The sequence below is a fragment of the Rhodococcus rhodochrous genome (genome assembly GCF_900187265.1).
GTDB lineage: Bacteria > Actinomycetota > Actinomycetes > Mycobacteriales > Mycobacteriaceae > Rhodococcus > Rhodococcus rhodochrous.
This window is the reverse complement of the sequence record NZ_LT906450.1, coordinates 2,811,605-2,836,417: the sequence shown is the minus strand read 5'-3', so window position 1 is coordinate 2,836,417 and position 24,813 is coordinate 2,811,605. Positions and strand designations below refer to the sequence as shown.

The window sequence follows — 24,813 nt, the reverse complement described above, 5'->3', positions numbered from 1 at the left end:
TCGCCGATTCGAGACGGTGGGCGGCATGTCTGCCGCCGCATGCCCGCATCCGCGTTTACCATCTGTCTCAATGAGAACCCGCGTCGTCGAACGGGTTCCGGCCGACACGACCGCGGGAGCGGCGCTGATGGACATGGACGAACAGTTGCACCAGCTTGCGTGGCAACTCCAGCACAACGGACACGACTGGAGTGAAGTCGCCGCCGAGCTCGGCTGCGACGAAACCGTCGCCCGGGCCATGGCCGACCGATACCTCGCCGACTCCGAGACTCGAGCACAGAAGGACCAATTCTCGCTGTTCGATCTCTGAGCGGCGCACGTCATCCCGCGCTGCTGCTGTTACGCCAGCCGTCCGGCGGTCACGACACGGCGATCCGCGCCGCGCCACTGCGGCAGGTACGTCCGACGTGGCATCCGAGGGTCGACGGGGGCGCTATATCGATTCGCGACATGAGACTGAATTCGGCCGGCAGTTGTGGAGGCCGCCCGGGAGGGGGAAGTCTGGTATCGACGGCCATCGAGTGCCGTCGGCTCCCTGGACAGGTGGTGGATCATGGGCCATTCCGAGCGGGTGGACAGGGCCGCTATCGCCGGCGAGCTCGAACGCACCCGTGTGCATCTGCACCGGCTCCTCGCCGACGCTTCCGACACCTCGTTGCGGAGTCGATCGGCGGGGACGCGGTGGACCAACGAGCAACTGTTGTTCCACATGGTCTTCGGGTACATGGTGGTGGCGGCGCTGCTGCCCTTGGTGCGGATGGTCAGCCGGCTGCCCGCCGGAGTGGAGCGTCGATTCGCCCAGGTCCTCGATGCCGGTACGCGGCCTTTTGACGTGGTGAATTACTACGGTTCATGCGCTGCAGCCCTGGTGTTTGACCGGAACCGGATGGGCACGAAAGCCGACCGGGTCATCGGTGCGCTGAGCCGCCGACTGCAACGCGAATCGGAGCAGGCGTTGGGACGGGGAATGTTCTTCCCGGTGCGCTGGGACCCGTTCTTCACCGATTACATGACCATTGGTGAGCTGTACCGATATCCCGTCAGACATTTCGATTTCCACGAACGACAGCTCACTCTCGATCGTCCGCATTGAGTCAGAACTCGGCTCTTCCGAGTTAGCAGGGGCGTAACTGCCTGGCACTGGATGATGCCCGCCGTGATTGGCGGGTGCAGGCCCACCGTACCCGCCGGCGCTGGTTCTCCGGAGTCCTGAACCCGAACGCGATCCGGCCGACGTGTTTGACGATCCTGTTGTAGCCCTCGCTACGCGCGTTGGACAGGCCGGTGGTGATAGCGAGGATCATCGGTTCCTGCCACGCCGAGATCGTCGCCGCCAACTTCCCGATCTCCGGAACCCGGCACGCCGCGCAGAACGTGTAGAACCGGTGCAGCGCAGCTCGGATTTCGTATCGGAGACCACCACGGTCGGTGCAGGACAATACATCTCGCAGCAGCTCTTTCGCGATCCATGCCGCGGCGATGTCGCCGTGGGGGTCGGCGGAGGTCAGCTTCTCGAACAACGTCGCTCGCTGCTCGTCGGTGAGCCGCTCCGCGGCCCGCAACAGCCGGCGCCGATTGATCCACTCGACGTCGCTCTTGCGGCCCCGTCGTCCTCGCTCGGCTTGGGTGACGCGGCGACGGACCGTGTCGACCATCTCGTTGGCCTTTTTGACCAGGTGGAATCGGTCCACGACCAGCAGCGCCTGCGGCAGTGCTTCGCGGACCGCCTTCGCGTACACCGAGGACATATCGATCGCAACGTGGGTGATCTGCGCCTTCCAGTCGGGGTCGCGCTCGGCGAACCAGTCGGTCACCACCGCGGAGGTGCGCCCATTGACCTGCGCCAACAGGCCCTGAACGCCCGTGAGGTCGACCAGGCCGGTGTCCCACCGGTCCACCCACGACCGTCGTCCGGTGTCGGTGCAGGTCTCCCATTTCGCCTTCCCGCGCCGGGTTTCGTCGATACCCAGGACGCGCACCGGCTCGGGTTCGGGGTCGAGCACCTCGTCTGCGGTCGCCACCACGGCCTTGTGGCAGGTGTTCCACGTGCAGCCGTACGCCGCGGCGACCGCCTTCACCGAGCGGTCGTCGTCGAGGACCGCCAATGCCATCTCCGTCCTCGCCCGCGTCGTCATCCGGGCCCGAGGCGGGATCTGCGGTACCGACTCCGTGAATGACCTGCGGTCACAGGAATTATTACTGCACAACCATTTCCGTTTCGTCCATTCGACCGAGGGGCGGTCTCGGCCGATCTTGATGTCGCGCGGGCGGGTGGTTACCCAGCCCTTCGAGTGGGTCGAGGTCGTCGTGCACACCGGGCACACACCCACCCACTGTGGGGCGGTGACCACCCGGACCGTGCGGGTGCCGTCGGGGTGGATCTGCACGGCCTCGACGATGACGCCGTCGAGGCCGAACAGCACTGAACTACTCTGGGACATGCTCGCGCCTTTGTTGTTGCTGGATGCGTAGAGAACACCCAGTTCACAAGGGCGCGAGCCCTCGATCAATCACCGACACGATTCCGATCGGTCACACCAGACCCCCGCCAAGTCGGAAGAGCCCAGAACTCAGGCTTCGAGGCAGCAGACTCTTCGATTCGGTTCTCGCGGCTTGGGCACAGGACCGAAACATCGTCCGGGATGCCTGAGGATTCCGACAAGATCGTGAGAATCCCTGACTGACACGAAATTGGAAAGCCGCAGGCCCGTGCGCCGCACTACTGACACCTCCGGCGGGAACCTACAGTTTGTGTAGGTTCCACGATTTGGTGTCGGTTTCCACGTTTCATGTCGGTCGGCACCGTGCTGGATGGACACTCGAAAGTGCCCCGGACCAGTGAGGTTGAGGTCAGGTACGTGTAGGAACCAGGTGCTCCTGTCGCAATGGCCCCTCACTCCGGCGAATCCGTGTCGGATGATCCAGGGACTACTTGTACGGAAAGTCCGTAGCCATCCCCGTCAGCGGCACTATTCCGGGATGTTCTGCCACGGTGAGCCTGGACTTCATCCGGTCACTGATGCACCACAGTTCGATGTCACCTGCTCCGACATCAGTCCCGTTCGGGATCTCTGTGGGGCGCGCAAAATGCTGTACATATGCCCTGCAATCGACATCCGGTCGTTCGATGACCGGGGTGCGATCACGTCCCACCCGCAAGGTGATACTTGCGGTATGGAGGTAGTGAACGGTTCGTCCGGTTTGGAGGATGATCTCGCGGTGTTGTCGTTCGAGTCGACGGTGCCGCGCAGGCATGTCCACCGCCAGGCGATATCCGAAGTCTTCCTCACCGATTGCGTTCGCGGTCCCGGACCGGACCGATTCGTCCTGGGCGCGCAATGGCCGCGTCTGCACGGTTTCTATCGCAGCCGGGCCGGTCGCTACGACCCGATGCTGCTCGCAGAGACGCTGCGCCAATGCGTGATCTATCTGGCGCACACCCGGTATCGGGTCTCGCTCGGTCAGCGGTTCGTGATGCAGACGATCGAGATCACCGCAGAGCTGGAACGTCTGGTGATCGGTGCCGGCGCCGCGGAGGTCACCATCACCGCGGTGGTATCGGATGTGCGACGTCGTGGCTCGCAGGTCACCGCTTTGAGCGCGGCACTCGAATTCACCATCGCCGGCCGCCGTGTGGGGTCCGGCAGAGGCCGAACTGCCGTTCTGACGGCCGAGGAGTACGACACCGTTCGTTGGGGTGCCGGTGGGCCGCGGACGCTGGGCCCTGTACCAGGGCGAACGCCGGTCGATCCGACCGCGGTGGGGGTGCCGGTGGTCGGGGATGTGGTGGTCGGTGCCACGGCGCGGCCGGGTCGCTGGCGGGTGTTGCCGGATCTGTCGCATCCGGTGTTGTTCGACCATCCGTCCGATCACCTGCCGGGCATGCTCGTTCTCGAGGCTGCCCGGCAGGCGGTACGAGCGGAATGCGGGGCCCCGGAGGCGGATCCGGTGTCGATAAGCGCGCAATTTCATCGATTCGTCGAACTCGACGTTCCGGCGGAGATGGTGGTCTCGGGTGTCGAGAAAGAGCCTGCGGGTGCGCATGTCGTGCTCGAGCAGCGTGGAATGGCGATGGCTACGGCGACGCTGAGGTGGCCCGCCGGCGCATCTCGTGCGCCGGGGCCCGGGTCCGGCGGATAGCGGCGTGTCAGGCCGGCTGGTGTGTCTCGCTCCAGCGAGCCCGACGGATCTTGTCGCTGTCGGGGCGGCAGTCGGAGGTCAGGATGCCGTTGAGCAGGAACTGCAGCATCTGGTCGATGCGGTGTTCGAGATCGATGCGTCGATCGAGGACATTCGAGACCATCTGAACCCCGGTGAACGCCGAGATCACAAACCGCGCCAGCTCGGAGGGATCGATCGTAGGGAGCAGGTCGCCCTCGGCGATCGCGGTCTCGACGAGGTGCCGGCAGGCTTCGATCCAGTCCTGGTACGGTCCCGGCTGGTCCGGTTCGGCGCCCGCACTGAATTCGAGGGTCAACCGGATGCCGGCCCGGACGATCGGATCCTCGACGATCTGTCGCCCCATTTCGTGGCAGAGCATCACGATCTGCTCGAGCGCCGAGGCCTGTGTGGCGGCGATCGCGGCGACCGCGGCGATGGAGATGGCGTGTTGCTGTTCGACGACGGCGTGTGCGAGTTCGTCCTTCGATTTGAAGTGGAAGTACAGGGCACCTTTGGTGAGCCCGCTGCTCGCCTCGACGATCGCCCCGAGGCTGGCACCGTCGAATCCCAGCCGATCGAAGGTGGCGGCCGCTGCTGCCACGATCTGCTGCCGGGTCGCTACTGCCCGAGCTTGTTTGGCCACACCCCGTGTCCTTTTACTCGATGATCTACCGAAAGGCGAGTCGTGGAGAACCTCGACCCTCTGCCTCCCCCGAGGCGAACCGTACCACCGGACCGGAACGACATCGCGGACCACGGATCGGCGCCGTCGACACCTGCATGGCGCGTCGCGGTCGTGGGTTCGAGCGGTTTCCTCGGTGGGGCGGTGCTCGACGCCCTGCTGAACATGGGGGTGGCATGCACGTCGATAGCGCGCCGTCCGCTCACATCCTCGAGACCGCCAATGCTGGTCGCGGCGGCAGATCTACTCGATGTGAAGGCTCTGACCGACGCGCTGGCCGGTGTCGACGCGATTGTGCATGCAGCGTCTTATACGGGCTCCGACGCAGCCCGATGTGAGGAGGTCAACGCTCTCGGTACCGAGAATCTGGTGACGGCCGCTGCCGACCACGGTATCGAGCACATCGTGTACCTGAGCACGATCGGCGTCTACGGCCCCGGACCGCATCGCAACGTCGTCGAGGGTGAGCTTGCTCCGGCTCCGGTCACTGCGCTGAGCGCGAGTCGTCTGACTGCCGAAAACCATGTGCGCAGGCACGGCGGTCTGGTGCTGCGACCCGGATTCGTGCACGGGCCCGGCGACCGGTGGTTCCTGCCCGGGTTGGCGCACATCGTCTCGACTCTCGGGGTGTGGATCGACGACGGCGCCGCACGTCAATCGGTGATTTCACGCGGCGACGTCGGCCGGCTCACCGCCGCACTCGCGGCGCGCGCCCTGCCCGCGGCGTTGCGTGGGGGCATGCGTCATCTCGCCCATCCGACTGCGGTGACCGTCCGCGAACTCGTCCACACCGCCACCGCACATGGTCTGCTCACACCACCGTCCGACTCCGTCGACTACGAGCAGGCACTGCGGATAGGCCGAGAGCGGGGACTGTCCGCACGTCACGTCGATCTGATCGGGCACGATCATCACTACGTCAGCGACCGAATCTGGGCCGAGACTGCGGTGGAGCCCTCACCGAATGCCCTTCCGGCGAGTCCCACCTCGCCGTGAGGGAGCTCCTGGAGTCACGTAGTAGATCGTGTTCCGCGAGTTTTCCGGTCGCATCGACCGTGCAGCGGGTATGTGTGGGTGAGGCGTTCCCTGTGCGTTGCACCTGCGGTACCCTCGAGCGCAACGGGCAATACCGGTCGAATGGTATTGTTTGTCTGGGATGGCGCCGATACGTGTGGATATCGGGAGTGTCCGGACGCATCGGCGGGTGTTGTGTCGGGAGTTGCCGACAGGCCAGTGACGGCGAGATTTACGAGGGGTACTCACCATCACTGGCCTGCGAGGTTCCGTCGGCATACGGCGCCGACGGACCTTCGTCCGCGCGCCGGGGGGAAAGCGCGCGAACTGTGCCCTCACGTAGGGAGCATGGGGGCACCGCACAGACTATTCGAGACCGCGACCGTGTGCACGCTCACCCCACATACGTGGTTGTCGATGTAAGGGTCGTTTTCAAAACAAGATCAATTTCGCGGACCGATCCATCAACGAGACAGGAAGGTTTGGCTGCCGCTGGTCGAGACCGGCACCTACCATCTGGTCCCGGCTTTGGTCACCGCGCTCGTCGGCGTGTGCGCTACAGCGGTCGGGGTGGGGCTGCTGCTATGCCACCTTCAGGACACACATGGTCCGGTGCCGCTCAGTGCTCGGTGACCGCCTCGCAGGTGATCACCCCGCGCACGGTCAGCGGCGCCGGATCGATATCGCCTCTGGAGCCGGTCGCGGTCAGCGCGAACACCACCTGCCGGCCCTCGTCGTGCACCTCGAGGTCGAGGTCGTCGGCGCTGTGGAACTGCACGTGTGCGCCCGAGGAATCGACGAGGGTGCCGGTCACCGCGTGTCGGGTTTGAGGGTCCGTTCCAGGGGAGGGTCGGGTCCCGCTCCCCGGACGCGATTGCATGGGCGGCTGCCACTGCGCGGTGAGCCGGGTGATCGACCAAAAGGACAGATCGTCTCCGCTGGCGAGGACCTGCCCTCCAGGCCGGTCCGGCGGGGGTGTCGGTGTTCGGCGAGTGCCGACGTCGACGACGACAACCCGGTCGTCACCGAGTCGGTCGACCGAATCCCTGCCGAGTGTCGGTTCCCGATGGTGCCCCCATCCCCCGCACGGCGGGAACCGGTCACACTGCTGGCGACCAGGCCGGATTCCGGCCGACTGCTACGGTCTTCCCCGGCACGGGCGCAGGTCGGGATTCGTCAGGGCGGGCCCTCACGCCGGGGCTTCGAGAGTTCGGGAGAAGGGCACGGGATTGGTCAAGCAGGCTCGGGCAGTGGCGACGCGGCACCAGCTCGTGGCAGCGGCCGCGGCCGCCTTCGACCAGCGGGGCTTCGAGGGCGCCTCCCTCGGCGACATCATCGAGGCGGGCACGGGCCTGAGCAAAGGTGCCTTGTACTTCCACTTCAAATCGAAGGAGGAACTCGCCGACGCTGTCGTGCAGCGACAACACGAGATCTCCCTCGCCGCGGTCGAGGCGATCGCCGCAACCGGTGCCTCGGCACTCGAGCAGATCGTGATGCTCTGCCACGAGATGGGCCGACAGATCGTGCAGGACCCGATCGTCCGGGCCGGGATCCGGCTGACCCTCGAATTCAGCGGCGGAGGAGGACCGCTGGATCCGGCCGGTCCCTACCGGGACTGGATCGAGGCGTGCCGGCAGCTCGCCGAGACCGCCATCGCCGAAGGCGATCTGCCCGGCACGGTCGATGCGCCGGAACTGGCCCGGTTCGTGATTTCGGCGTTCACCGGGGTGCAGATGGTCTCGAACGTGCTCGATCGACGGGTCGATCTCGAACTGCGGATCGATCAGATGTGGCGGTTCCTGCTTCCGGGCATCATGGTTCCTGCCCGTCGCCGTAAATGCGAGCGCATCCGGCACGCCCGCTGGAATCGTCCACAGACCTCGACCTGACAGTTCCTGTGGGCCTGCGTGGTTCCGGCTCGCCGACACGGCGCAGACCGCGCTGCTGCCGGTTGCCAGTGACCCCGACGCCGCCGCGGGTGAGCCGACCCGGATCGTTCAGGTCCGGAAGATTCCGTTTCTGATCTTCGGTCGCTCACCCGCCGGCAGGACGGTTTATTCGATGTAGGCGCCGGTCGACGGTGTCCAGACGATCGCCCCGCCGGTGAAGCTCTGGCGGAGTCCGTCGGTGCCGTACGCCTGCGCGGCCGAGGACGGGAAGCCGAGCGGACTCGCCGCTCCGCCGAGGCTGTTGTACAGGTCCTTGATCTGATCGCACACCTGGAACGGCGACGGCCAATAGATCTGGCAGTCAGCTGTCACCTCGGCCGGCGCAGCGGTGGCCACTGCGCCACCGGTCAAGGCCAGGACCACCAGCCCCGCCGCGGCCACTGCGGTCGCCATCCGCCCTCGTGGCCTCGTCCACCTCACCTTGTCGCGCACGTGTATATACCCGCTCCTTCACCTCTTTTCGGGGGTCGCTGTTCCCCGGGGAACCACCGCTCGAGCCGAAGATGATCTTGACCGCCTAACACCGAATGTCGGTTTTCGCACGCTTTCTGAAAACAAAACAGGTCGATCGGTATTTGTTACGCAAGTGTTATCTGGTGCATTTGTGATTATTGAGAAACCGTTTAAGTTGCTAAGAAGCGATGGCGCCACCGCTGTACCTATCCACCCGAGAAGAAACAGGTCACAGATGGATTCGCACCCCCAGCGGGGCTCCGTCATGTCCCGGCACAGATGGATGAGCCGGTGCCTGCTCGCGAGCACCACGGTGCTGATGGTTGCCGTCGGAGGGTCGGCAGCCCTGGCCCAGCCGATCGAGACGACACCGGCCGTCCCCACCACGACACAGTCCACACCGGCAACAACGTCCCCGGACCTGGTGCCGCTCGACACCCCAGCCGAAACCACCACGGTGGTCGATCCGTGCGCGGTACCGACCACCACACCCCCGGCCACCACGACGACTCCGCCGCCCACCACCACGACCACCACTCCCCCGGTGGCCCCGGCAGAGTGCGTAACCACCCCGGCAGCGCCCGAACCGGTCACCCCGACCCCGGCATCGGAAACGGTCCCGGAACCGGCCTCACCGCCGGTGACAGCCGCGCAAGAGCCGGAACCCGCCCCGCCGACCGAGGACACCCTCGCACCGGTGCCGGCGGAGATGATCCCGGCCGCACCGGCCGCCGATCAGCCCATCGCCCCCGATGATCCGGAATTGTCGTCCAAGACCGCCGAACCGGACCTGGACTGGGCGCCGACCGAGAACCCGAACGCCACCCTCGTACCGGGGCAGATGCGCTCCGATCGAGAAGAGATCCCGGCGCCGTTCACCAAGGAAGACGCCGACAAGGCCGAGATGATGGAGGCACAGGAGCGCTCCACCCTCTCGCGTATGTCGATCGCGGCGGTGACCTGCCAAACCTACTGGCCGTCCCCGTTCCAGGTGTGCGGCGCGATCCGCGACAAGTACAACTCCCTCGGCGGACCGGCGAGCTTCCTGACGTACCCGACCAGCGGCAACATCACCAACCCCGACGGGATCGGTCAACGAGTCACGTTCCTCAACGGCCCGATCTACTGGCACCCCGACACCGGGGCACATCCGGTGGTCAACAGCTTCCTCAACCGCTGGGGCATCCTTCAGTACGAGGCGGCTGCCGGCATGCTCGGATACCCCACCACGGATGAGATCGTGCACGCCGACGGGGTGGGGCGGCGTCAGGAGTTCCAGCGTGGCGCGATCTATGTGGCGTTCCAAAATGCGATCGGTTCCGCGATCCGCAACGGTCTGATCCGTGACAAGTGGAACACCGTCGGCGCGCACGAGCCGGGAAGCCTGCTCGGCTATCCCATCCAAGACCCCATGGATCTGCCTGACGGTCAGGGCCGGATGAGCCGCTTCGAACGCGGCGTCATCTACTGGCACCCGAGCACAGGCGCATGGCCCGTAACAGGCTCTCTCCTATCTAAATGGGAACAGTCGGGTAACGAGTCAGGGGCGTACGGGTACCCGATCAGTGATGCCAGGTCACGTCCTGGATCCGGTGAGGAACAGGATTTCCAGTGGGGCACGATGGGGTGGCTGACCGATATCGCGGACACCATGACGGGCGATGACCAAGGTGATATCGGCTTCATCATCTCCGATGGAACTCCGAACACCTATGCAGAATTCGCTGCTGATGCCGCCGTTGGCATAGATCCCAGCGATCCAGTCACGAGCGGAGGTGGAACACTTCTGGTGAATAACCCGGGATCGGGTCCGGCGACCCCCGACCCCGAAGACCCCAACATCGAGGGACCCGATACCGGGGGATACTTCATTCCCACATGGTGCACTACTGGTACGTGGGATGGAACGTGGCGCGGTAACCGAAAGAACGCTTGTGCAGTAAAAGATACCTTTGCGTGGTGGAAAAATATTTCTGGCGGTCCAGATCGTTTTGCCGCTGTCACCATCAAAACGGGAGTGCTATCCAGTCACCGAACTGGAATAATGAAGCAAGAAGTCCGACTCGAATTCGGGAAAGGCTGGACTACCGCCGGAACCCCGACCCTTCAGTACGAGGGTTACAACGACGGTTATAACAGCGGCTCTTTCTCAGTTGAAGGTCCTGCTCCAGGCACGGTGGTTCACTCCGGCATGACGATTGTGCTAGTCGTGACTTGGAATGAGACGAGCCTCGCCGACAACGCAATCGAGGCTCGAAACTTCGGGTTGAAAATCAGTTTCGGCAATGATTCCCCCAATTTGTCGAGCACCACAGATCTCAGCGTGGGGACTCACGGATTCCGATGCGATAAGACAATGCGTAACAGCGCAGGGTTGAAACAAGGATGTGTATGGTCCTCCTACACTCCGCAGTTCTGGCTCTCCCCGACATCCCACGCCAACCCCGTACCGGAGGCGGCCGGACACATTCAGAAGGCACTTGAAAGCGGACTTCCGGGAGGTTCCCCCTCTCAGCCGTTGCATCGCCAGGCAAACAATGCGACAAGGGACATCAATCGGCAGGCAGCATGTCCTCGGTCTGGCGATATCAGCAGGGACAGAGCCGTGTCAGGTCGCACATGCGATGAATATCCTTTCGCGTCGACCACAGAAGGTGGATACAGTTCTGGCGGCACGGGTCGAACCTTCAACCCTGAATGTCACATACCGGACCTGTCTGCAGGAACGGGTCCGACGGGCTTCAGTGTCTGCATGATTGACGGGCCTCAGAACAGTCGAGCAGGCAGCTATCTGGGTGCCTTCTATGGAGTCAACCGAGTGATCAATCAAGATCCCTTCTGGGTTTCCGTCTCCGGCGGCTCCCTCCCTCCTGCCCCATAACCACGGTAAGATCGCAGATGGTCAGTGTAGGGAGAGAATGTGAGGCGGGAAGCTGCATATCTGGTGAGCGCTGTACTCGTCGTTACCGCGATCGCAGGTGGTGCGGTGGTGGCGAATCGTGTCGCCACCGGCACCAACGACTCGGCCAGTCAGGAAGGAACTACTACCATGACCAGTTCGGAAGAACCTGCTCCGAGCGACGAGCCTTTGCTTGAGGAAGACTATGATCCATCGGTAGAAGACCCGTTCATCGACGATGGCGAACCCGAAACATACGAAGAGTTCGCCCGGGATGCAGCGGCCGGACAGAATCCGAACGACATGCCACCAGTAGCGGGTGGCGGATCGATCACAGTCACTGAACGCGAAAGTGAGCCTCCTCGATAGGTAGACCATGCTCTGCCACGCGGCATCCGCTTTCGGAGGATGCCGCGTGTGCATGTGGTCGTGAGATATGCATGGTGGTGAACGGTCGAAGTTCATCGCTTCCGGCGAAATCCGACCGGTAACTTCGTCGGGACGGATGCGGACGGCACTCCCCGTGTCCTGTGGAATTGAAACCAGAAGAGGCCTGGCGAGCGTTGCCGGAACGACCGGCTTCTGCGAGCGTCGACGAGGTGGCGATGACACACGAGATCACTACGGAGAGTCTGCGAGTGCTTGTCCCGGCAGACCTGATTCTCGACGGAATGGTGAAGTTTCCGCAGGTCGGCGACCGTGTGGAGTACGCCTTGACCTTCGTCGAGCTGGAGCCGGGGATTCTTCCCGAGATGTGCAACGACCTCACCGCCCGAGTGGAGGTGCGCGGTGACGGACGACTGTCCCGGGAATGGGTCGATCCGGCCGGGCGGACGCATCCGGGGACCTATTCGCTGCTTCTGCACGGCCGGGGCTGGGGTGCAGCTCTGCACTCGAGCACGCTGTATCGCGGCACCGTGCAGGTGACCGGCTCGTTGTCGGCCGACTTCCCGGCGCTGGTGCCGGAACAGGCCCGTGTGCGCGCCGCGGTGACCGGTCGCCGGCTGGTGAGCCATACGAGCTGGCCGGATGCGAACGGCCACTACAGCGGGGGCGGGATCCATACCTTCGGGCCTGTCCGGGAGGGGCAGAACGGCTTCGCGACGGGCACGGTGCCCGAGTCGCCGATCATCGAGAGCTCGGGGAGTTGCATCAATCTGATTCCACCACCGGAGGGGCCATGGACCCAGGAAGTCGGTGTTCTCGTCGAACTTCGAATAATCGCCGGGTGAGCTTCGAACTGTGCCACGATGCATCGGCCGCCGATTGGCTCGTCGAGCAGAGACTTCCGTGGTACCGATTGGCAGGTCGCGGCCCAGTCGGATATCCGCGCTATGCGCGGGTGAGGTTCATCCCCGATCCGAGCTTTCCTGGACAGAAGACGAGTGACGTCGATTTCGATCAGAACGCATTGTCGGAGAAGGATCAGATCGCCGTGGCACTGGAGGTTCTGTCTCGATACACGACCACACCAGACGAGTGCTACTTCTGCCTGTGGGAAGGGTGGGGCACCACCACCATCAACTCGGCGCCCAACTTTGCGATCCCCAATCGCGTCTACTGGTTGTTCCGCGGCACGCTGGCGGACTACGCACACTGGAATAGCGACGACCCTGCGCGGTGGCCGTATGGCGACTCGCCTGATCCCGCCTTCATCTGGCCGGCGGACCGTGCCTGGTGCATCACCAACGATGTCGATCCGCACTTCGCCACGATCGGTGCCAGTGCGGACGCAATCGACCGCATTGTGGCGACCAGCGAATCGACGCTGTACTCGACGATCCTGCACGTGAGCCGCTGTACTGGGAGTAGCCCAACACCGGGCCGGTTCGCGTCCGCTCGAGGGAACCTGACCAGGCTCGGTGAAGGAGGGGCGACCGAGTCCGTGTTCTCCGCTCGGGACGGACTCGAAAAGCATTGAGCGGTCGAGGAATTTCGGGGCGGAGCGAAGTGCCCAGCAGCACGCACGGCAACGAGCAGGCCGATCGAAGCCAATCGGCCATCATGGCGCCGGATTCCAGGGGCCGGCGTGGTGTTCATGTTGCTGATCTCGGCATCCAGGGTGTGTCGCCTGTGCGGTGCCATTCGACGGGTCGGCCGTCGACTTTAACCAGGCGCGGGTCGAGCCAGAAGGTGGCGTCGGGATCCCATCCGGCCAGGACACTGGCCCCGGTGTGCGTGGTCAGCGGGAGCGCCAGCCCGGGGGTGGTGAGATACCCGAGCACGGTCAGGTGCACCGCGTCGTGGTCGGCGCTCACCGCTGCCCAGTCCGGCAGGTACCACTGCAGATACTTGCCGGTGGTCTCGTACCAGTCGGAGCGCCGCGACGCCGCCACTGCCAGGGGATACGCGTCGACGAGCTGGGTCCAGGCGGCGGGGCCGGTGATCTCGTAGACCCGCGCCGCGTCGTCGACATGCACCGGCCACACCCGGGCGTGGCGACCGTCGGAGTTGTCGTCTTCGGCGAGCAGCAATTCCACCGCACCCAGATTCTGCCGTGCGCGGCTGGTGACCCGTACTCTGCTCGGGACCGGGGTCGACCACCACTCGCCGCTGATCTGTCGTTCGGGTTCGGCGTTCAGAAAGCGCCGGAACCGCTCTTCGTCGGCGAGGACATGCCGTCGCCAGGCGGGCAGGTCGGCGTCGTGGTCCTGGTTGTTCCAGAACGTCTCGGACCATTCGTCGGTGGAGGTGTAGCGTTTCTGCACTGCTCGTTGGCATGTCGGATCCATCGGTGTGCTCCACCACCGGGCATGGTCGCAGGTCAGCACCGCCTCGACGATCGGGTGCAGGGCCGCGACGATAGCCGGATCGGCGAACCAGAGGTCCTCTTCGTCCGGGGGTTGCCAGTACCGCGCGAAATCCGTTGCCCGGCCCAATGCTTCGAGCACGTCGAGCTCGGACAACTGCGCGACGGTTTCGGCATCGACGGCGGCCAGGACGTCGAGGGCATCTGCCTGGGTGAGGGGCTCGAGATAGTTGCTTGCTCGCTCGTCGGTGCTGCACGCATAGCCCAGGTGGGCGGCGAACCGCCGGCCTCGTGGTGCGGCCAGCACGCGCTCGGCGGTATCCATGCCGACGAATCTACCGCGCCGCCTATCAGGGCAGACCCCGTCTCGAGGCAGTGAAACGCTAGGGTGCGCTATGTCGGAAATCGCGCGTCGGCGGCGCACCCAGCCGCCCCCGCCGCACATCGTCTATCAGGCTTTGATCGACCCCGACCGTGATCCGAGGCGTCCGTGGTTGATTCTGCACGAGGACGAACAACGCCCTGAGGTCGTCGAGGCTGTCGAGCCGGATCTGGTGGTGTGGACCTCGATCTGGTCGTGGCGCCGCGACGCACGGATCCGGTTCGAGCTCTCCGGATCCCGGCGCAGCGACACCGCCGTGTGCTGGATCCTGACGGTCGACGACCCGATACCGGACAACGAGACGATCCTGCGGATGCGCAAACGGGTGAACGTGCTCATCAACGCCCATCTGCGCTCTACGTTCGGTCAGTAGCTGCCGCTCCTACCCGAGATGGAACCGATCAGGGCGGCTGCTCACCCGTTTGGCGTCGGAGAGGATGCAGTCCTCGTGCGCTACCGTGCCTTGATGAACCAATCCGGCGTGGCCGTCGCGGATCATCACCAGTTCGTCCTGGGATCTGTGACCGCGGAAACCTACGAACCGTCGGAGACCGGCAGCGTCATCGAGATCGGGCAGAACTTCGTCACGGTCCTGACCGGCATCGCCTACGGTCCGGTGTCGTTGACCGTCGAGGTCTGTGACAACGAGCCGGATTTCCACGCTGACCGATGCGGGTGGGAGGTCGTCGAGGAAGCCACGGTGAAGGTGACCAAGGCATTCGCCGTGATCACCCTGAGTGGGGAGAAGCTACCCGACTTCGGTCGGCTGCCTATCGGCCGCGGGTCGTATCGGTTCCGGGTGTCCGGTCGCGGTCGGGACACGCACTGGGCTCTCGAGGTCGACGAGCCCACCGAGGAGTACCTGGTGCAGGTATGGCGGGTGAATCGGCCCCACGGGATGGTTCGGCTTCACAAGACGGACAGTGCCTGGGAGCAGGAGATCGTCGAACATCCGACCCGCCAGTGGTGGGACCCCGATCCGGCCGCCGACGCAACCATCTACTTGAGGGTCGGCTACGAGAAGATGGCCGAGGCGGCGAAGCAGGAGGCCATCCGATGGGGTGGGAGACCGCCGTCCGAGAAACTGAGCCGGTGCCCCCACGCGATCGACCTCGCCGGTGTCGATCGCGCGCTTGCGGACGCGATTGCGAGGGCTCGCGAGCCGAAACTTCGGCGCATTACCGTCTGGGCTGTCCGACGAGCCTTCACCATCGCCGGCATCGCCGACAGGGATTGGATCGCGCCGGCACTCGACGCGCTCGACGACGGCAACCGGACGTTGTCGCCCCCGTTCGGCCGCGACGAACCTGAGCAGCTGTGGCAGGCGTTCCAGGACGACCCCACCATCGACACCACAATCCCTGAGAACGGTCCGGCTCCGGCGCCGGTCATCGCGATGTACGCGGTGCGAGATGTCTCCGAATCATTTGCATTCGATCCGCTGCGGGGCACATTCCAGAGTCTTCAAACTGCCGCACGCACCGACGGCGGGAACTACATCGCGCTGATCCGCGACCTCCGAAAGGAGTTCTTCCCGAAGCTGATGCCCGCCGACCGGTACGAGAGATGGATCTGATCATTTGCCCGCCGCTGCGCCCCGAGGACCATGCCGTTCTCACCGCTCAGAACCGTGCCACCTATCGCCGAAGATCACATCGCTCGGTTCCGCCGTGGATGTTTCATATACGTTCGTTTTCGGAACAAGATCAAGTCTGCGGACCGATCCTCAAACAGCACACCCCGAAGGGGCCCGGCACTCGATCGCGTCCTGGGGAAGACGCCCGTCCGACCGTCCTGTTTAACCGTCCTGCATGTCGGTCTCGAATAGCTGACTCAAACAGCACTTTCGTCGCCTCATGGACGGAATCCTGATCGGCTATTCCCGATGCAGCACCACGGGCCAAGATCTGCAACCGCACCACGGAGCCCGCAAAGGCCGGAGTCCGCGACGACCGGCTCTATACGGACAAGGGCGCTCTATACGGACAAGGGCTACGCGGGAGACAATCGACATCGGCCCGGTCTGCGCGAAGCGCTCGCCGTCTGCCGCAGTCGTCAGCGCGGCAGACGCCGCCAGATCACGCGCGGCAACAGCCGCATCCCGAAGAGCACCGGCCGCAGCACCGCCGGCACCCACACCTCCCCGCGCCCGCGGTGCAGCGCCCGCACCGTCGCGTCGGCGACCTGCGGTGGGGTGCTCGACAACGGCGCCGGGCTCATGCCCTCCGTCATCCGGCCGATCACGAAACCGGGGCGCACCAGCAGCAGCGACACGCCGCTGCCGTGCAGGGCATCCGCCAGACCGGACGCGAAACCGTCGAGGCCGGCCTTCGCGGAGCCGTAGACGTAGTTGGCGCGGCGCACCCGCCACCCGGCCACGGAGGAGAACACCACCAGCCGCCCCGAGCCCTGCGCGCGCAACCGCTGCGCCAGGTCGGTGAGCAACGCGACCTGCGCGAGGTAGTCGGTGTGCACGATCGACACCGCATGCGCCGCATCGGTTTCCGCGCGGGCCTGGTCGCCGAGGATGCCGAAGGCCAGCACCGCCACATCGATCGGCCCGAAGGCAGCGATGCGGTCGAGCACCGCGGTGTGGGTGTCGAGGGCGTCGGCGTCGAACTCGACCGGGTGCACCGCCGTCGCGCCCGCTGCCCGCACGGCGGCGCACTCGTCGGCCAGGTCGTCGGCGCGACGCGCGGCCAGGATCACGGTGCGGCCCGACGCGAGGCGGGTGGCGGTCTCGACGCCGATCTCGCTGCGTCCCCCGAAGATGACGACGGTTCCCTGCGCGGTGTGGTTCATGCGGCCAGTGTCCCGGGTCGAGCTCCGGGATGCAGTGGCGGGGTTCTACTGTCTGCGGGATGGACAGTGACCGCACCCCGAGCATCGACGTCTTCCTCGCCGATCTGAAGTCCCGCCGCGACCTCGCGACCGGGCACGCCGCCGAGGAGGGTTTCCCGGAGTTGGCCACCGTCCTGCTCACCGTCGCCGAACTCGACCGGCTGCTGGGCATCGTCGAGGACTACGACACCGAGATCCTCACCTACGAGGTTCTCACCGGCGCGCAGACGAAGTTCGCCCGCAAGATCCGCGCCCGCAACGAGGCGCTGCGGCAGGCCGCCGCCGACCATCCCGGTCCGCTCGCCGACAAGCTGCTCGCCCTGCTCGACGAACGCTGACCCGGCGGGACGGGATCAGCCCGGCAGCACCGTCAATCCGTGCGGGCGCAGGTTCATCGACTCGCAGCCGTCCTCGGTGACGACGACGATGTCCTCGATCCGCGCACCCCACTCACCGCGGAAGTAGATGCCCGGTTCGATGCTGAACGCCATGCCGGGCTGCAGGGTGTCGTCGTTGCCGGAGACGATGTACGGCTCCTCGTGCACCGACAGGCCGATGCCGTGCCCGGTGCGGTGCACGAACACCTCCCCGTAACCGGCGGCGGCGAGCAGATTGCGGGCGGCGGCATCGACGTCTTCGGCACGCACCCCGGGACGCACCGCGTCGACCGCGGTCTGCTGCGCCTTCTCGAGCACCGCGATCTTCGTCGCGATCTCCGGGTCCGGTTCGCCGATGCTGTAGGTGCGGGTCGAATCCGAGTAGTAGCCCGGTTCGACGGGACCACCGATGTCGATGACGACGATGTCGCCGGACTCGATGACCCGGTCGGACACCTCGTGGTGCGGGTCGGCGCCGTGCGGGCCGGAACCGACGATGACGAACGCCGCCGCGGTGTGCCCCTCTTCGAGGATCGCGGCGGTGATGTCCGCGGCCACCTCGGCTTCGGTGCGTCCCGCGCGCAACCATTCACCCATGCGGGCATGCACCCGGTCGATGGCGGCACCGGCGCGGCGCAACGCCTCGACCTCGTCGGCGTCCTTGACCATCCGCAGCTGCCGGATCACCGACGTCGCCAGCGCCGGGACGCTGCCGAACCGGGCGGTCAGCGGCACCAGGTGCAGCGCCGGCATCGCCTCGGCCACCGCGAACGCCCCCACCGTCGCGACGAGTTCGCGCACGAGCGCGTAGGGATCCTGACCGTCCACCCAGTCCCGCACCGGCAGACCGAGTTCACCGATGGCGGAGTCGTTCAGCGACGCCAACTCCAGCCGCGGCACCACCACGGTGGCGCCGGAGCCGTCGGTGGGGATCACCAGGCAGGTCAGGCGCTCGAACGACTCGGCGCGCGAACCGGTGAGATACCGCAGATCCGGTCCGGGGGTGATGAGCAGCGCGTCGAAGCCGGCGGCGGCACCGAGTTCGGCGGCCCGGGCCAGGCGGGCCGCGTAACGGTCGGCGGGGAATCGGGGGGCGGCAGTGGTCATGTCTTCGAGCCTAGTGGCCGCGGCCGGATGGCAGGATGTGGTCCGTGACCGCACCGGAGAACTCCACGCCCGCACCGGACCCCACGCTGATGCTGCTCGACGGCGCGAGCCTGTGGTTCCGCGCCTTCCATGCCATCCCGGAGAAGGTCACCGCCCCGGACGGCAGCCCGGTCAACGCGGTGCGCGGCTTCGTGGACATGGTGGCGTCGCTGATCCGCACCCACCGCCCCACCCGGCTGGTGGTGTGCCTGGATTTGGACTGGCGCCCGGCCTTCCGGGTCGCGGCGATCCCGAGTTACAAGGCGCACCGGGTCGCCGCCGGGTCGGACGGCACCGTCGAGGAGGTCCCGCCCGCGTTGCTGCCGCAGGTGCCGGTGATCCTCGAGGTGCTCGCCGCCGCCGGCATCGCCACCGGCGGCGCGGCCGGTTTCGAAGCCGACGACGTGCTCGGCACCCTCGCCGCCCGCGAGACCGGCGACCGGGTGATCGTGGTCAGCGGCGACCGCGACCTGTTGCAGGTCGTCACCGACAGCCCGGTGCCGGTGCGGGTGCTCTACGCCGGGCGCGGCCTGGCCAAGGCCGAGTTGTTCGATCCGGCGCTGGTCGCCGAACGCTACGGGGTGCCCGCCGAGCGGGCCGGCGCTGCCTACGCCGAACTCGCGGCGCTGCGCGGCGACCCGTCGGACGGGCTGCCCGGCGTCAAGGGTGTCGGGGAGAAGACCGCGGCGTCGTTGCTGCAGCAGTACGGCTCCCTCGACGCGGTGCGCGCGGCGGCGCTCGACGAGTCGACGTCGATGGCGAAGGGCATGCGGGTCAAACTCGCCGCCGCGGCGGACTATCTGGATGCGGCGATGCCGGTGGTGCGAGTCGCCACCGACGCGGACGTCGAATTGTCCCGCTCGGACGTGTTGCCGGCGGAACCGGCCGATCCGGAGCAGCTCACCGCGCTGGCGCAGCGGTGGGGTCTGGAACGGCCGGTGTCCGCGCTGGTCGCGGCCCTGGCCGACCGCTGACCGGTCCCGGTCAGTTGGGGCGGCCGACCTCGTAGGTGCCGTTGTCGTCGGTGACGGTGACGGTCACCTCCCGGAACTGACCGTCGACGGTGACCGCGCACGTGAAGCTGTGCCCGGCCTCGACCTTCTGATCGCTCGGGCACTGCACGTCGCCGACCTGCCCGGCCCCGTAGGACTCGGTGAGCACCTTCGCGATGCCGGCCTGGGTGGATTCGGTGTCGAGCACCTTCCCGCCGAACATCGTCGCGGCGACGATCCCGACGATGGCGAGCACCACCACGAGCCCGACGCCGCCGAGGATCCACGGCAGCTTCGACTTCCCCGTCTGCGGGCCGTTCTGCTGCGGTGTGCCGGGCTGCTGCCAGGTGTTCGCGGGCGCTCCCCAGGGCTGCGTCCCGGCGGGCTGCTGCCCACCCCACCCGGGGACGGGCTGCGTCGGCTGCTGACCGGGCGCGCCCCACGGCTGGGCGCCCGGCTGCTGACCCCAGCCCGGTGCCTGTTGACCCGGCGCCTGTTGACCGGGTGCCGGTTGCCCCCAGCCGGGCGCGGGCGGCTGCGGGGCCGGACCCCACCCCTGTTGCGGCGCACCGGTCGGCGCACCCCACGGATTCTGGTGCCCGGCACCGGACTGTGCGGGATTCGGTTGCCCGGCGGGCGGCGCCCACCCGGGCTGCGGAGCGTTCCCACCCGCACCGCTGTCGGGTTGCCACGGCGACTGCCCGGTGGGCGACTGCCCCCAGCCGGTGCCGCTGCCCTGCCCCCACTGCTGCTGGCCGGCGGGCGGCGCCCAGGGCGATCCGGGCTGCTCACCGCCCCCGGAGGTCGGGTTCGGTGCCCACGGATCCGTCGATTCCGGCGGCCTCTGCCCCGGCGAGTCCTGCGGTTCGTTCGGCCCGGTCATCGTCGTCTCCACTCACCCTTCCCGTTGTGTGCCCATACGGTAGCGTCCACCCGCCGCGCGGGCATCCACGCCTACCGGGCGCCCCGCACACCCCGCGGGGGCCGGATCATTCGGCGGTGGGATCGACGGCGACGACCCCGCGGCGCACCGCCCCGACCGCCTTGCCGGCGGTGCGGGCGAGCTCCGGATCGTCCGCGCAGGTGCGGATCTGATCGAGCAGATCGATCAGCTGCCGGCACCACCGCACGAAATCCCCGGGCGAGAGTTCCTTGCCGGCGGCTTCGGCGGCGACGAGCGCCTCGGTCAGCGACGCGGTGGACGCCCAGGTGTAGGCGGCGGTGACGAAACCCAGATCCGGTTCGCGGGTCGGCGGCAGCCGGTGCCGGATCTCGTCGGCCCGCAACCCGTCGCAGATCCGGGTGGTCTCGGCCAGCGCGTGCCGGATCGGGCCGGTCGGTCCGACGACGGTGACCGGTTCGTCGGTGCGCGACTCGTAGATCACCGCCGAGGCGACCGCCGCGAGTTCGGCGGCGGACAGTCCCGCCCAGGCGCGGCGGCGCACGCATTCGGCGACCAGCAGATCCGATTCGGTGTAGATGCGGGCGAGCCGCTCCCCCGCCTCGGTGGTCGCCGGATCGTCCCCCTCGGTGAGATAGCCGCGCTCGGTGAGCAACGCGACGATCTTCTCGAAGGTGCGCGCCAAAGAATCCGTCGCCGCGGCGGCCTTGCGGCGCTGCTGCTGGGTGTCGCGCAGCAACCGGTGATAGCGCTCCCCGACCCGCGCGAGCGAATCGAGATCGGGATGCTTGCGGGCCGGATGGTGCTTGAGCTCGCGGCGCAACGCGTCGATCTCACGGGTGTCGCCCTTGGACCTGCTGCGCTTGGGGCGGCGCGGCGGCACGAGACCCTTCGACCGCAACGCCGACGCGATGTCACGGCGGCCACGGCCGGTGCGGTGATCGACGTGCCGCGGCAACCTCAGCTTGCCCAGCACCGTGGCCGGTACCGGGAAATCCCCCGCCGAGAGGCGACCGGACCAGGCGTCGGCGGTGACGACCTGCGGCCGGGGATCACCGGCGTCGGTGTCCGGCAGCACCACCACGGCAAGGCCGGTGTGTCTACCGGCGGGCACGGCGATGATGTCGCCGCGCCGCAGGGTCACCAGCGACGCCACCGCCGCGGCCCGGCGATCCTGCTTGCCGCGCCGCTCGTGGGCACGTTCGGCGTCGGTCAGCTCCGCGCGCAGCCGCAGATAGTCGAGGATCTCGCTGCCCTCACCCCCGAGCTGCTCGCGCAGCTGCGCGAGGGTGGCCTCGTTGCGGTCGATGCCGCGTTTGAGACCGACCACCGACTTGTCGGCCTGGAACTGGGCGAAGGACATCTCCAGCAGCGCCCGCGACCGGTCCACGCCGACGGCGTCGATGAGGTTGACCGCCATGTTGTAGGACGGGCGGAACGAGCTGCGCAGCGGGAAGGTGCGGGTGGAGGCGAGCCCGGCGACCGAGGCCGGTTCGATGCCCGGCTGCCACAGCACCACCGCGTGACCCTCGACATCGATGCCGCGCCGCCCGGCCCGGCCGGTCAGCTGCGTGTACTCGCCGGGGGTCAGCTCGGCGTGGGTGTCGCCGTTGAACTTGACGAGCTTCTCGAGCACCACGGTGCGGGCCGGCATGTTGATGCCCAGCGCGAGGGTCTCGGTGGCGAACACCGCCCGCACCAGCCCCCGCACGAACAGTTCTTCGACGGTGTGCCGGAAGGCCGGCAGCATCCCGGCGTGATGGGCGGCGATACCGCGTTCGAGAGCGGTACGCCACGACGCGTAACCGAGGACCTCGAGGTCACCGCGCGGCAGATCCCGGGTGTGCTCGTCGACGATCCGGCGGATCTCCGCGGCCTCGGTCTCGTCGGTCAGATACAGGCCCGAACGCAGGCACTGCTGCACTGCGGCGTCGCAACCGGCGCGGCTGAACACGAAGGTGATGGCCGGTAGCAGACCGTCGCGGTCGAGGCGGACGATGACCTCCGGGCGCGGCGGCGGCCGGAAGCGGGGGCCGCGTTCACCCCAGCGGTCCATCCCGGACAGGCTCTGCCGTTGCCGCACCGCCGACGCCAGTTCCGGGTTGACGACGATGTCGCGGCGCCGCCGGGTCGGGGCGGTGTCGGTGTCGGCGCGGCGGTCGAACAGGTCGTAGATGCGGGAGCCGACCATCATGTGCTGGTGCAGCGGGATGGGCCGCACCTCGTCGACGACGACGGTGGTGTCGCCGCGCACCGTGGTCATCCAGTCACCGAACTCCTCGGCGTTCGACACCGTCGCCGACAGCGACGCCAGCCGCACGTCCTCGGGCAGGTGCAGGATCACCTCCTCCCACACCGCGCCGCGGAACCGGTCGGCAAGGAAGTGCACCTCGTCCATCACCACGTGGGTGAGCCCGATCAGGGCGGTGGACGACGCGTAGATCATGTTGCGCAACACCTCGGTGGTCATCACGACCACCGGCGCATCGGCGTTGACGGACTGGTCGCCGGTGAGCAGACCCACCGACTCGCGGCCGTGCCGGGCACACAGATCGGCGTACTTCTGGTTGCTCAGCGCCTTGATCGGGGTGGTGTAGAAGCACTTGGACCCGCCCTGCAGCGCCAGATACACCGCGAACTCACCGACGACGGTCTTACCGGCACCGGTGGGGGCGCACACCAGCACCGAATGCCCATTCTCCAGGGCGCGGCACGCCTCGATCTGGAACGGGTCGAGCGGGAACCCGAGCCCGGTGGCGAACTCCGCGAGTTGCGGGGTGGGGACGAGCGGCGCGGTGCCGGTCTCGTCGTCACCGGCAGCGCCGGGGGTGGAAGCGCCGGTCACAGGGTGTCGGAGTAGTCGGTGCGGGCCGGATCGGTGGGGGCTGCCGGCTCCACCGGGCTCGGGGCCGGGATCGTCGAACCCTCGTCGTCGTCGAGATCTGCCCAGCCTTCGGCGCGGGCCTTGCGGGCGCGGCGCCGGTCGGTCAGCCGGGCGATCTGGATGGCGAACTCCACGAGCAGCGTCAACGCCAACGCCAGCGCCAGCATGGAGAACGGATCCTGACCGGGGGTGGCGATCGCGGCGAAGACGAACACCGCCATGATCAGCCCGCGCCGCCACGCCTTGAGCTTCTCGTAGGGCAGCACCCCGACGCCGTTGAGCGCGACGATCACCAGCGGGATCTCGAAGGACACCCCGAAGATGACGAGCAGGTTGATGAGGAACCCGAAGTATTCGGCGCCCGACAGGGCGGTCACCTGCACGTCGTTGCCGATGGTGAGCAGGAACGACAAGGCGTGGGAGATCACCAGATAGGCCAGCACGGCACCGGTGACGAACAGCGCCGCACCGCAGGTGACGAAGCCGACCGCGTAGCGGCGTTCCTTGCGGTACAGGCCGGGGGTGACGAACGCCCACATCTGGTACAGCCAGATCGGGCACGCCATGACGATGCCGGCGGTCGCGGCGACCTTCAGGCGCAGCATGAACTGCTCGAACGGGCCGGTGGCGAGCAGGCGGCACGCCCCGTCGTTGCTCAGGTCGGCGCGGGCCGAGGCGGGTAGGTCGCAGTAGGGGCCGCGCAGGATCTCCCCGAGGCTCTCGAGGCCGAACAGGCTGCGGCTGTACCAGACGAATCCGAGGATGGTGGTGAGCACGATCGCAGCGAGAGCGATCAGCAGACGCGTGCGCAATTCGTAGAGGTGCTCGACCAGCGACATGGTGCCGTCGGGATTGGTCTTGCGCCGGCTTCGGCGCGGATCGAACGGGATGCGCACGGTGCGGTTCTCAGCTCCTGTCGAGACCACCGGCGTTCGGGCGTGCCGGGGTCAGCGGAACGCCGGGACACCCGTGGTGGGCGCCCCGGCAGGATGAACGTCGGTCAGGCAGACCGCGGTTCGGTGTGCGTGTTCGGCGCGGTGGGATCGGCTGTCGGCTGCGCGGCCGGCAACGGATTCGGCGCCGGCTGCTGCGGCGCGGACGCCCGGGCGTCGTCGTTCTGCATCTCCTTGACCTCGCTCTTGAAGATCCGGAGCGAACGACCGAGACCGCGCGCGGCGTCGGGCAGCTTCTTCGAACCGAAGAGAATCACGACCACCAGCGCCACGATGGCCCAGTGCCAGGGGCTCATTGCACCCATTTACAACAACCTCCACTGATCGGCTCCGATCGATGCTACCGGACCTCGAGCACACCCTGAGGCCCCGCGCAGGTGTATCCACCCACAATTTGCAGAGGATTCACACAGATGTTTCACAACGCGAC

Annotated in this window: 23 protein-coding genes and 1 pseudogene; 13 read left to right on the top strand and 11 right to left on the bottom strand. The window is 66.9% G+C overall.

Features of this window, described 5'->3' with window-relative positions; all coding sequences use genetic code 11:
• Positions 1 to 70 precede the first annotated feature (70 nt).
• Entirely contained in the window at positions 71 to 310 is a 240-nt protein-coding gene (locus tag CKW34_RS13070) for a hypothetical protein (RefSeq protein WP_226435577.1), read from the top strand.
• Positions 311 to 553: 243 nt separating this feature from the next.
• Positions 554 to 1,093 carry a DinB family protein gene (locus tag CKW34_RS13065; protein WP_059384781.1) on the top strand — a complete coding sequence of 180 codons (540 nt, stop codon included), beginning with the start codon at positions 554 to 556 and terminating at the stop codon, positions 1,091 to 1,093.
• 22 nt (positions 1,094 to 1,115) lie between these two features.
• Here the strand turns inward: CKW34_RS13065 and CKW34_RS13060 are convergent.
• Positions 1,116 to 2,488: pseudogene (locus CKW34_RS13060) on the bottom strand (ISL3 family transposase).
• Between the two features lie 695 nt (positions 2,489 to 3,183).
• Between CKW34_RS13060 and CKW34_RS13055 the strand changes: the two are divergent.
• A complete protein-coding gene (locus tag CKW34_RS13055; RefSeq protein ID WP_231921732.1) occupies positions 3,184 to 4,140 on the top strand; it encodes a ScbA/BarX family gamma-butyrolactone biosynthesis protein in 957 nt (318 codons plus the stop codon).
• A 7-nt stretch (positions 4,141 to 4,147) separates the two neighbouring features.
• Here the strand turns inward: CKW34_RS13055 and CKW34_RS13050 are convergent, their stop codons facing one another.
• On the bottom strand, positions 4,148 to 4,804 hold the full coding sequence (locus CKW34_RS13050) for a ScbR family autoregulator-binding transcription factor (protein WP_059384501.1): 657 nt from the start codon (positions 4,802 to 4,804) through the stop codon (positions 4,148 to 4,150).
• 153 nt (positions 4,805 to 4,957) lie between these two features.
• Between CKW34_RS13050 and CKW34_RS13045 the strand changes: the two genes are divergently transcribed.
• Positions 4,958 to 5,839, top strand: coding sequence for an NAD-dependent epimerase/dehydratase family protein (locus tag CKW34_RS13045; RefSeq protein WP_080968424.1), 882 nt, complete (start codon positions 4,958 to 4,960; stop codon positions 5,837 to 5,839).
• Positions 5,840 to 6,476: 637 nt separating this feature from the next.
• On the opposite strand, the gene CKW34_RS13040 is transcribed toward CKW34_RS13045, so the two are convergent.
• Positions 6,477 to 6,671: a hypothetical protein gene (locus tag CKW34_RS13040; RefSeq protein ID WP_059384499.1), complete on the bottom strand. Its 195-nt coding sequence runs from the start codon at positions 6,669 to 6,671 to the stop codon at positions 6,477 to 6,479.
• Between the two features lie 415 nt (positions 6,672 to 7,086).
• On the opposite strand from CKW34_RS13040, the gene CKW34_RS13035 reads away from it, so the two are divergent.
• The gene (locus CKW34_RS13035) at positions 7,087 to 7,746 is read left to right on the top strand and encodes a ScbR family autoregulator-binding transcription factor (protein WP_059384498.1); all 660 of its coding nucleotides are present in this window, start codon (positions 7,087 to 7,089) and stop codon (positions 7,744 to 7,746) included.
• 165 nt (positions 7,747 to 7,911) lie between these two features.
• Here the strand turns inward: CKW34_RS13035 and CKW34_RS13030 are convergent, their stop codons facing one another.
• Complete coding sequence (locus CKW34_RS13030; RefSeq protein ID WP_167388359.1) at positions 7,912 to 8,199, bottom strand: LGFP repeat-containing protein; 288 nt, start codon at positions 8,197 to 8,199, stop codon at positions 7,912 to 7,914.
• A gap of 700 nt (positions 8,200 to 8,899) precedes the next feature.
• Between CKW34_RS13030 and CKW34_RS13025 the strand changes: the two genes are divergently transcribed.
• From CKW34_RS13025 to CKW34_RS13010, 4 genes are all read left to right on the top strand, one after another.
• The gene (locus CKW34_RS13025) at positions 8,900 to 11,140 is read left to right on the top strand and encodes a NucA/NucB deoxyribonuclease domain-containing protein (RefSeq protein WP_080968422.1); all 2,241 of its coding nucleotides are present in this window, start codon (positions 8,900 to 8,902) and stop codon (positions 11,138 to 11,140) included.
• Between the two features lie 63 nt (positions 11,141 to 11,203).
• A complete protein-coding gene (locus tag CKW34_RS24320; protein WP_155418973.1) occupies positions 11,204 to 11,527 on the top strand; it encodes a hypothetical protein in 324 nt (107 codons plus the stop codon).
• A 269-nt stretch (positions 11,528 to 11,796) separates the two neighbouring features.
• Positions 11,797 to 12,390, top strand: coding sequence for a hypothetical protein (locus tag CKW34_RS13015; protein ID WP_155418972.1), 594 nt, complete (start codon positions 11,797 to 11,799; stop codon positions 12,388 to 12,390).
• Positions 12,387 to 13,079: a hypothetical protein gene (locus tag CKW34_RS13010; protein ID WP_231921731.1), complete on the top strand. Its 693-nt coding sequence runs from the start codon at positions 12,387 to 12,389 to the stop codon at positions 13,077 to 13,079. The genes CKW34_RS13015 and CKW34_RS13010 overlap by 4 nt, the downstream gene beginning before the upstream one ends.
• 115 nt (positions 13,080 to 13,194) lie before the next feature.
• Here the strand turns inward: CKW34_RS13010 and CKW34_RS13005 are convergent, their stop codons facing one another.
• A complete protein-coding gene (locus CKW34_RS13005) occupies positions 13,195 to 14,232 on the bottom strand; it encodes a hypothetical protein (protein ID WP_059384494.1) in 1,038 nt (345 codons plus the stop codon).
• Between the two features lie 70 nt (positions 14,233 to 14,302).
• On the opposite strand from CKW34_RS13005, the gene CKW34_RS13000 reads away from it, so the two are divergent.
• Both CKW34_RS13000 and CKW34_RS12995 read left to right on the top strand, forming a co-directional pair.
• Positions 14,303 to 14,662 (top strand): hypothetical protein, encoded by a 360-nt coding sequence (locus CKW34_RS13000; RefSeq protein WP_059384493.1) that lies wholly within the window; start codon positions 14,303 to 14,305, stop codon positions 14,660 to 14,662.
• A 93-nt stretch (positions 14,663 to 14,755) separates the two neighbouring features.
• Positions 14,756 to 15,865, top strand: coding sequence for a hypothetical protein (locus tag CKW34_RS12995; protein ID WP_059384517.1), 1,110 nt, complete (start codon positions 14,756 to 14,758; stop codon positions 15,863 to 15,865).
• Positions 15,866 to 16,344: 479 nt separating this feature from the next.
• Here the strand turns inward: CKW34_RS12995 and CKW34_RS12990 are convergent, their stop codons facing one another.
• Positions 16,345 to 17,091 (bottom strand): SDR family NAD(P)-dependent oxidoreductase, encoded by a 747-nt coding sequence (locus CKW34_RS12990; protein ID WP_059384492.1) that lies wholly within the window; start codon positions 17,089 to 17,091, stop codon positions 16,345 to 16,347.
• A 59-nt stretch (positions 17,092 to 17,150) separates the two neighbouring features.
• Here CKW34_RS12990 and CKW34_RS12985 point away from each other — a divergent pair, with 59 nt between their 5' ends.
• Positions 17,151 to 17,468, top strand: a complete 318-nt coding sequence (locus CKW34_RS12985; RefSeq protein WP_024101048.1) for a hypothetical protein — start codon at positions 17,151 to 17,153, stop codon at positions 17,466 to 17,468.
• A 15-nt stretch (positions 17,469 to 17,483) separates the two neighbouring features.
• Here the strand turns inward: CKW34_RS12985 and CKW34_RS12980 are convergent, their stop codons facing one another.
• A complete protein-coding gene (locus CKW34_RS12980) occupies positions 17,484 to 18,614 on the bottom strand; it encodes a M24 family metallopeptidase (protein WP_059384491.1) in 1,131 nt (376 codons plus the stop codon).
• 35 nt (positions 18,615 to 18,649) lie between these two features.
• Between CKW34_RS12980 and CKW34_RS12975 the strand changes: the two genes are divergently transcribed.
• Complete coding sequence (locus CKW34_RS12975) at positions 18,650 to 19,627, top strand: 5'-3' exonuclease (RefSeq protein ID WP_059384490.1); 978 nt, start codon at positions 18,650 to 18,652, stop codon at positions 19,625 to 19,627.
• A gap of 10 nt (positions 19,628 to 19,637) precedes the next feature.
• On the opposite strand, the gene CKW34_RS24665 is transcribed toward CKW34_RS12975, so the two are convergent.
• From CKW34_RS24665 to tatA, 4 genes are all read right to left on the bottom strand, one after another.
• A complete protein-coding gene (locus CKW34_RS24665) occupies positions 19,638 to 20,528 on the bottom strand; it encodes a DUF4333 domain-containing protein (RefSeq protein WP_064059912.1) in 891 nt (296 codons plus the stop codon).
• Between the two features lie 106 nt (positions 20,529 to 20,634).
• Positions 20,635 to 23,391 carry a DEAD/DEAH box helicase gene (locus CKW34_RS12965; protein ID WP_059384489.1) on the bottom strand — a complete coding sequence of 919 codons (2,757 nt, stop codon included), beginning with the start codon at positions 23,389 to 23,391 and terminating at the stop codon, positions 20,635 to 20,637.
• Positions 23,388 to 24,326, bottom strand: coding sequence for a twin-arginine translocase subunit TatC (tatC, locus tag CKW34_RS12960; protein WP_059384515.1), 939 nt, complete (start codon positions 24,324 to 24,326; stop codon positions 23,388 to 23,390). Before tatC ends, CKW34_RS12965 begins: the two co-directional genes overlap by 4 nt.
• A 104-nt stretch (positions 24,327 to 24,430) precedes the next feature.
• Positions 24,431 to 24,688 (bottom strand): Sec-independent protein translocase subunit TatA, encoded by a 258-nt coding sequence (gene tatA / locus CKW34_RS12955; RefSeq protein WP_059384488.1) that lies wholly within the window; start codon positions 24,686 to 24,688, stop codon positions 24,431 to 24,433.
• Between the last annotated feature and the right edge of the window lie 125 nt (positions 24,689 to 24,813).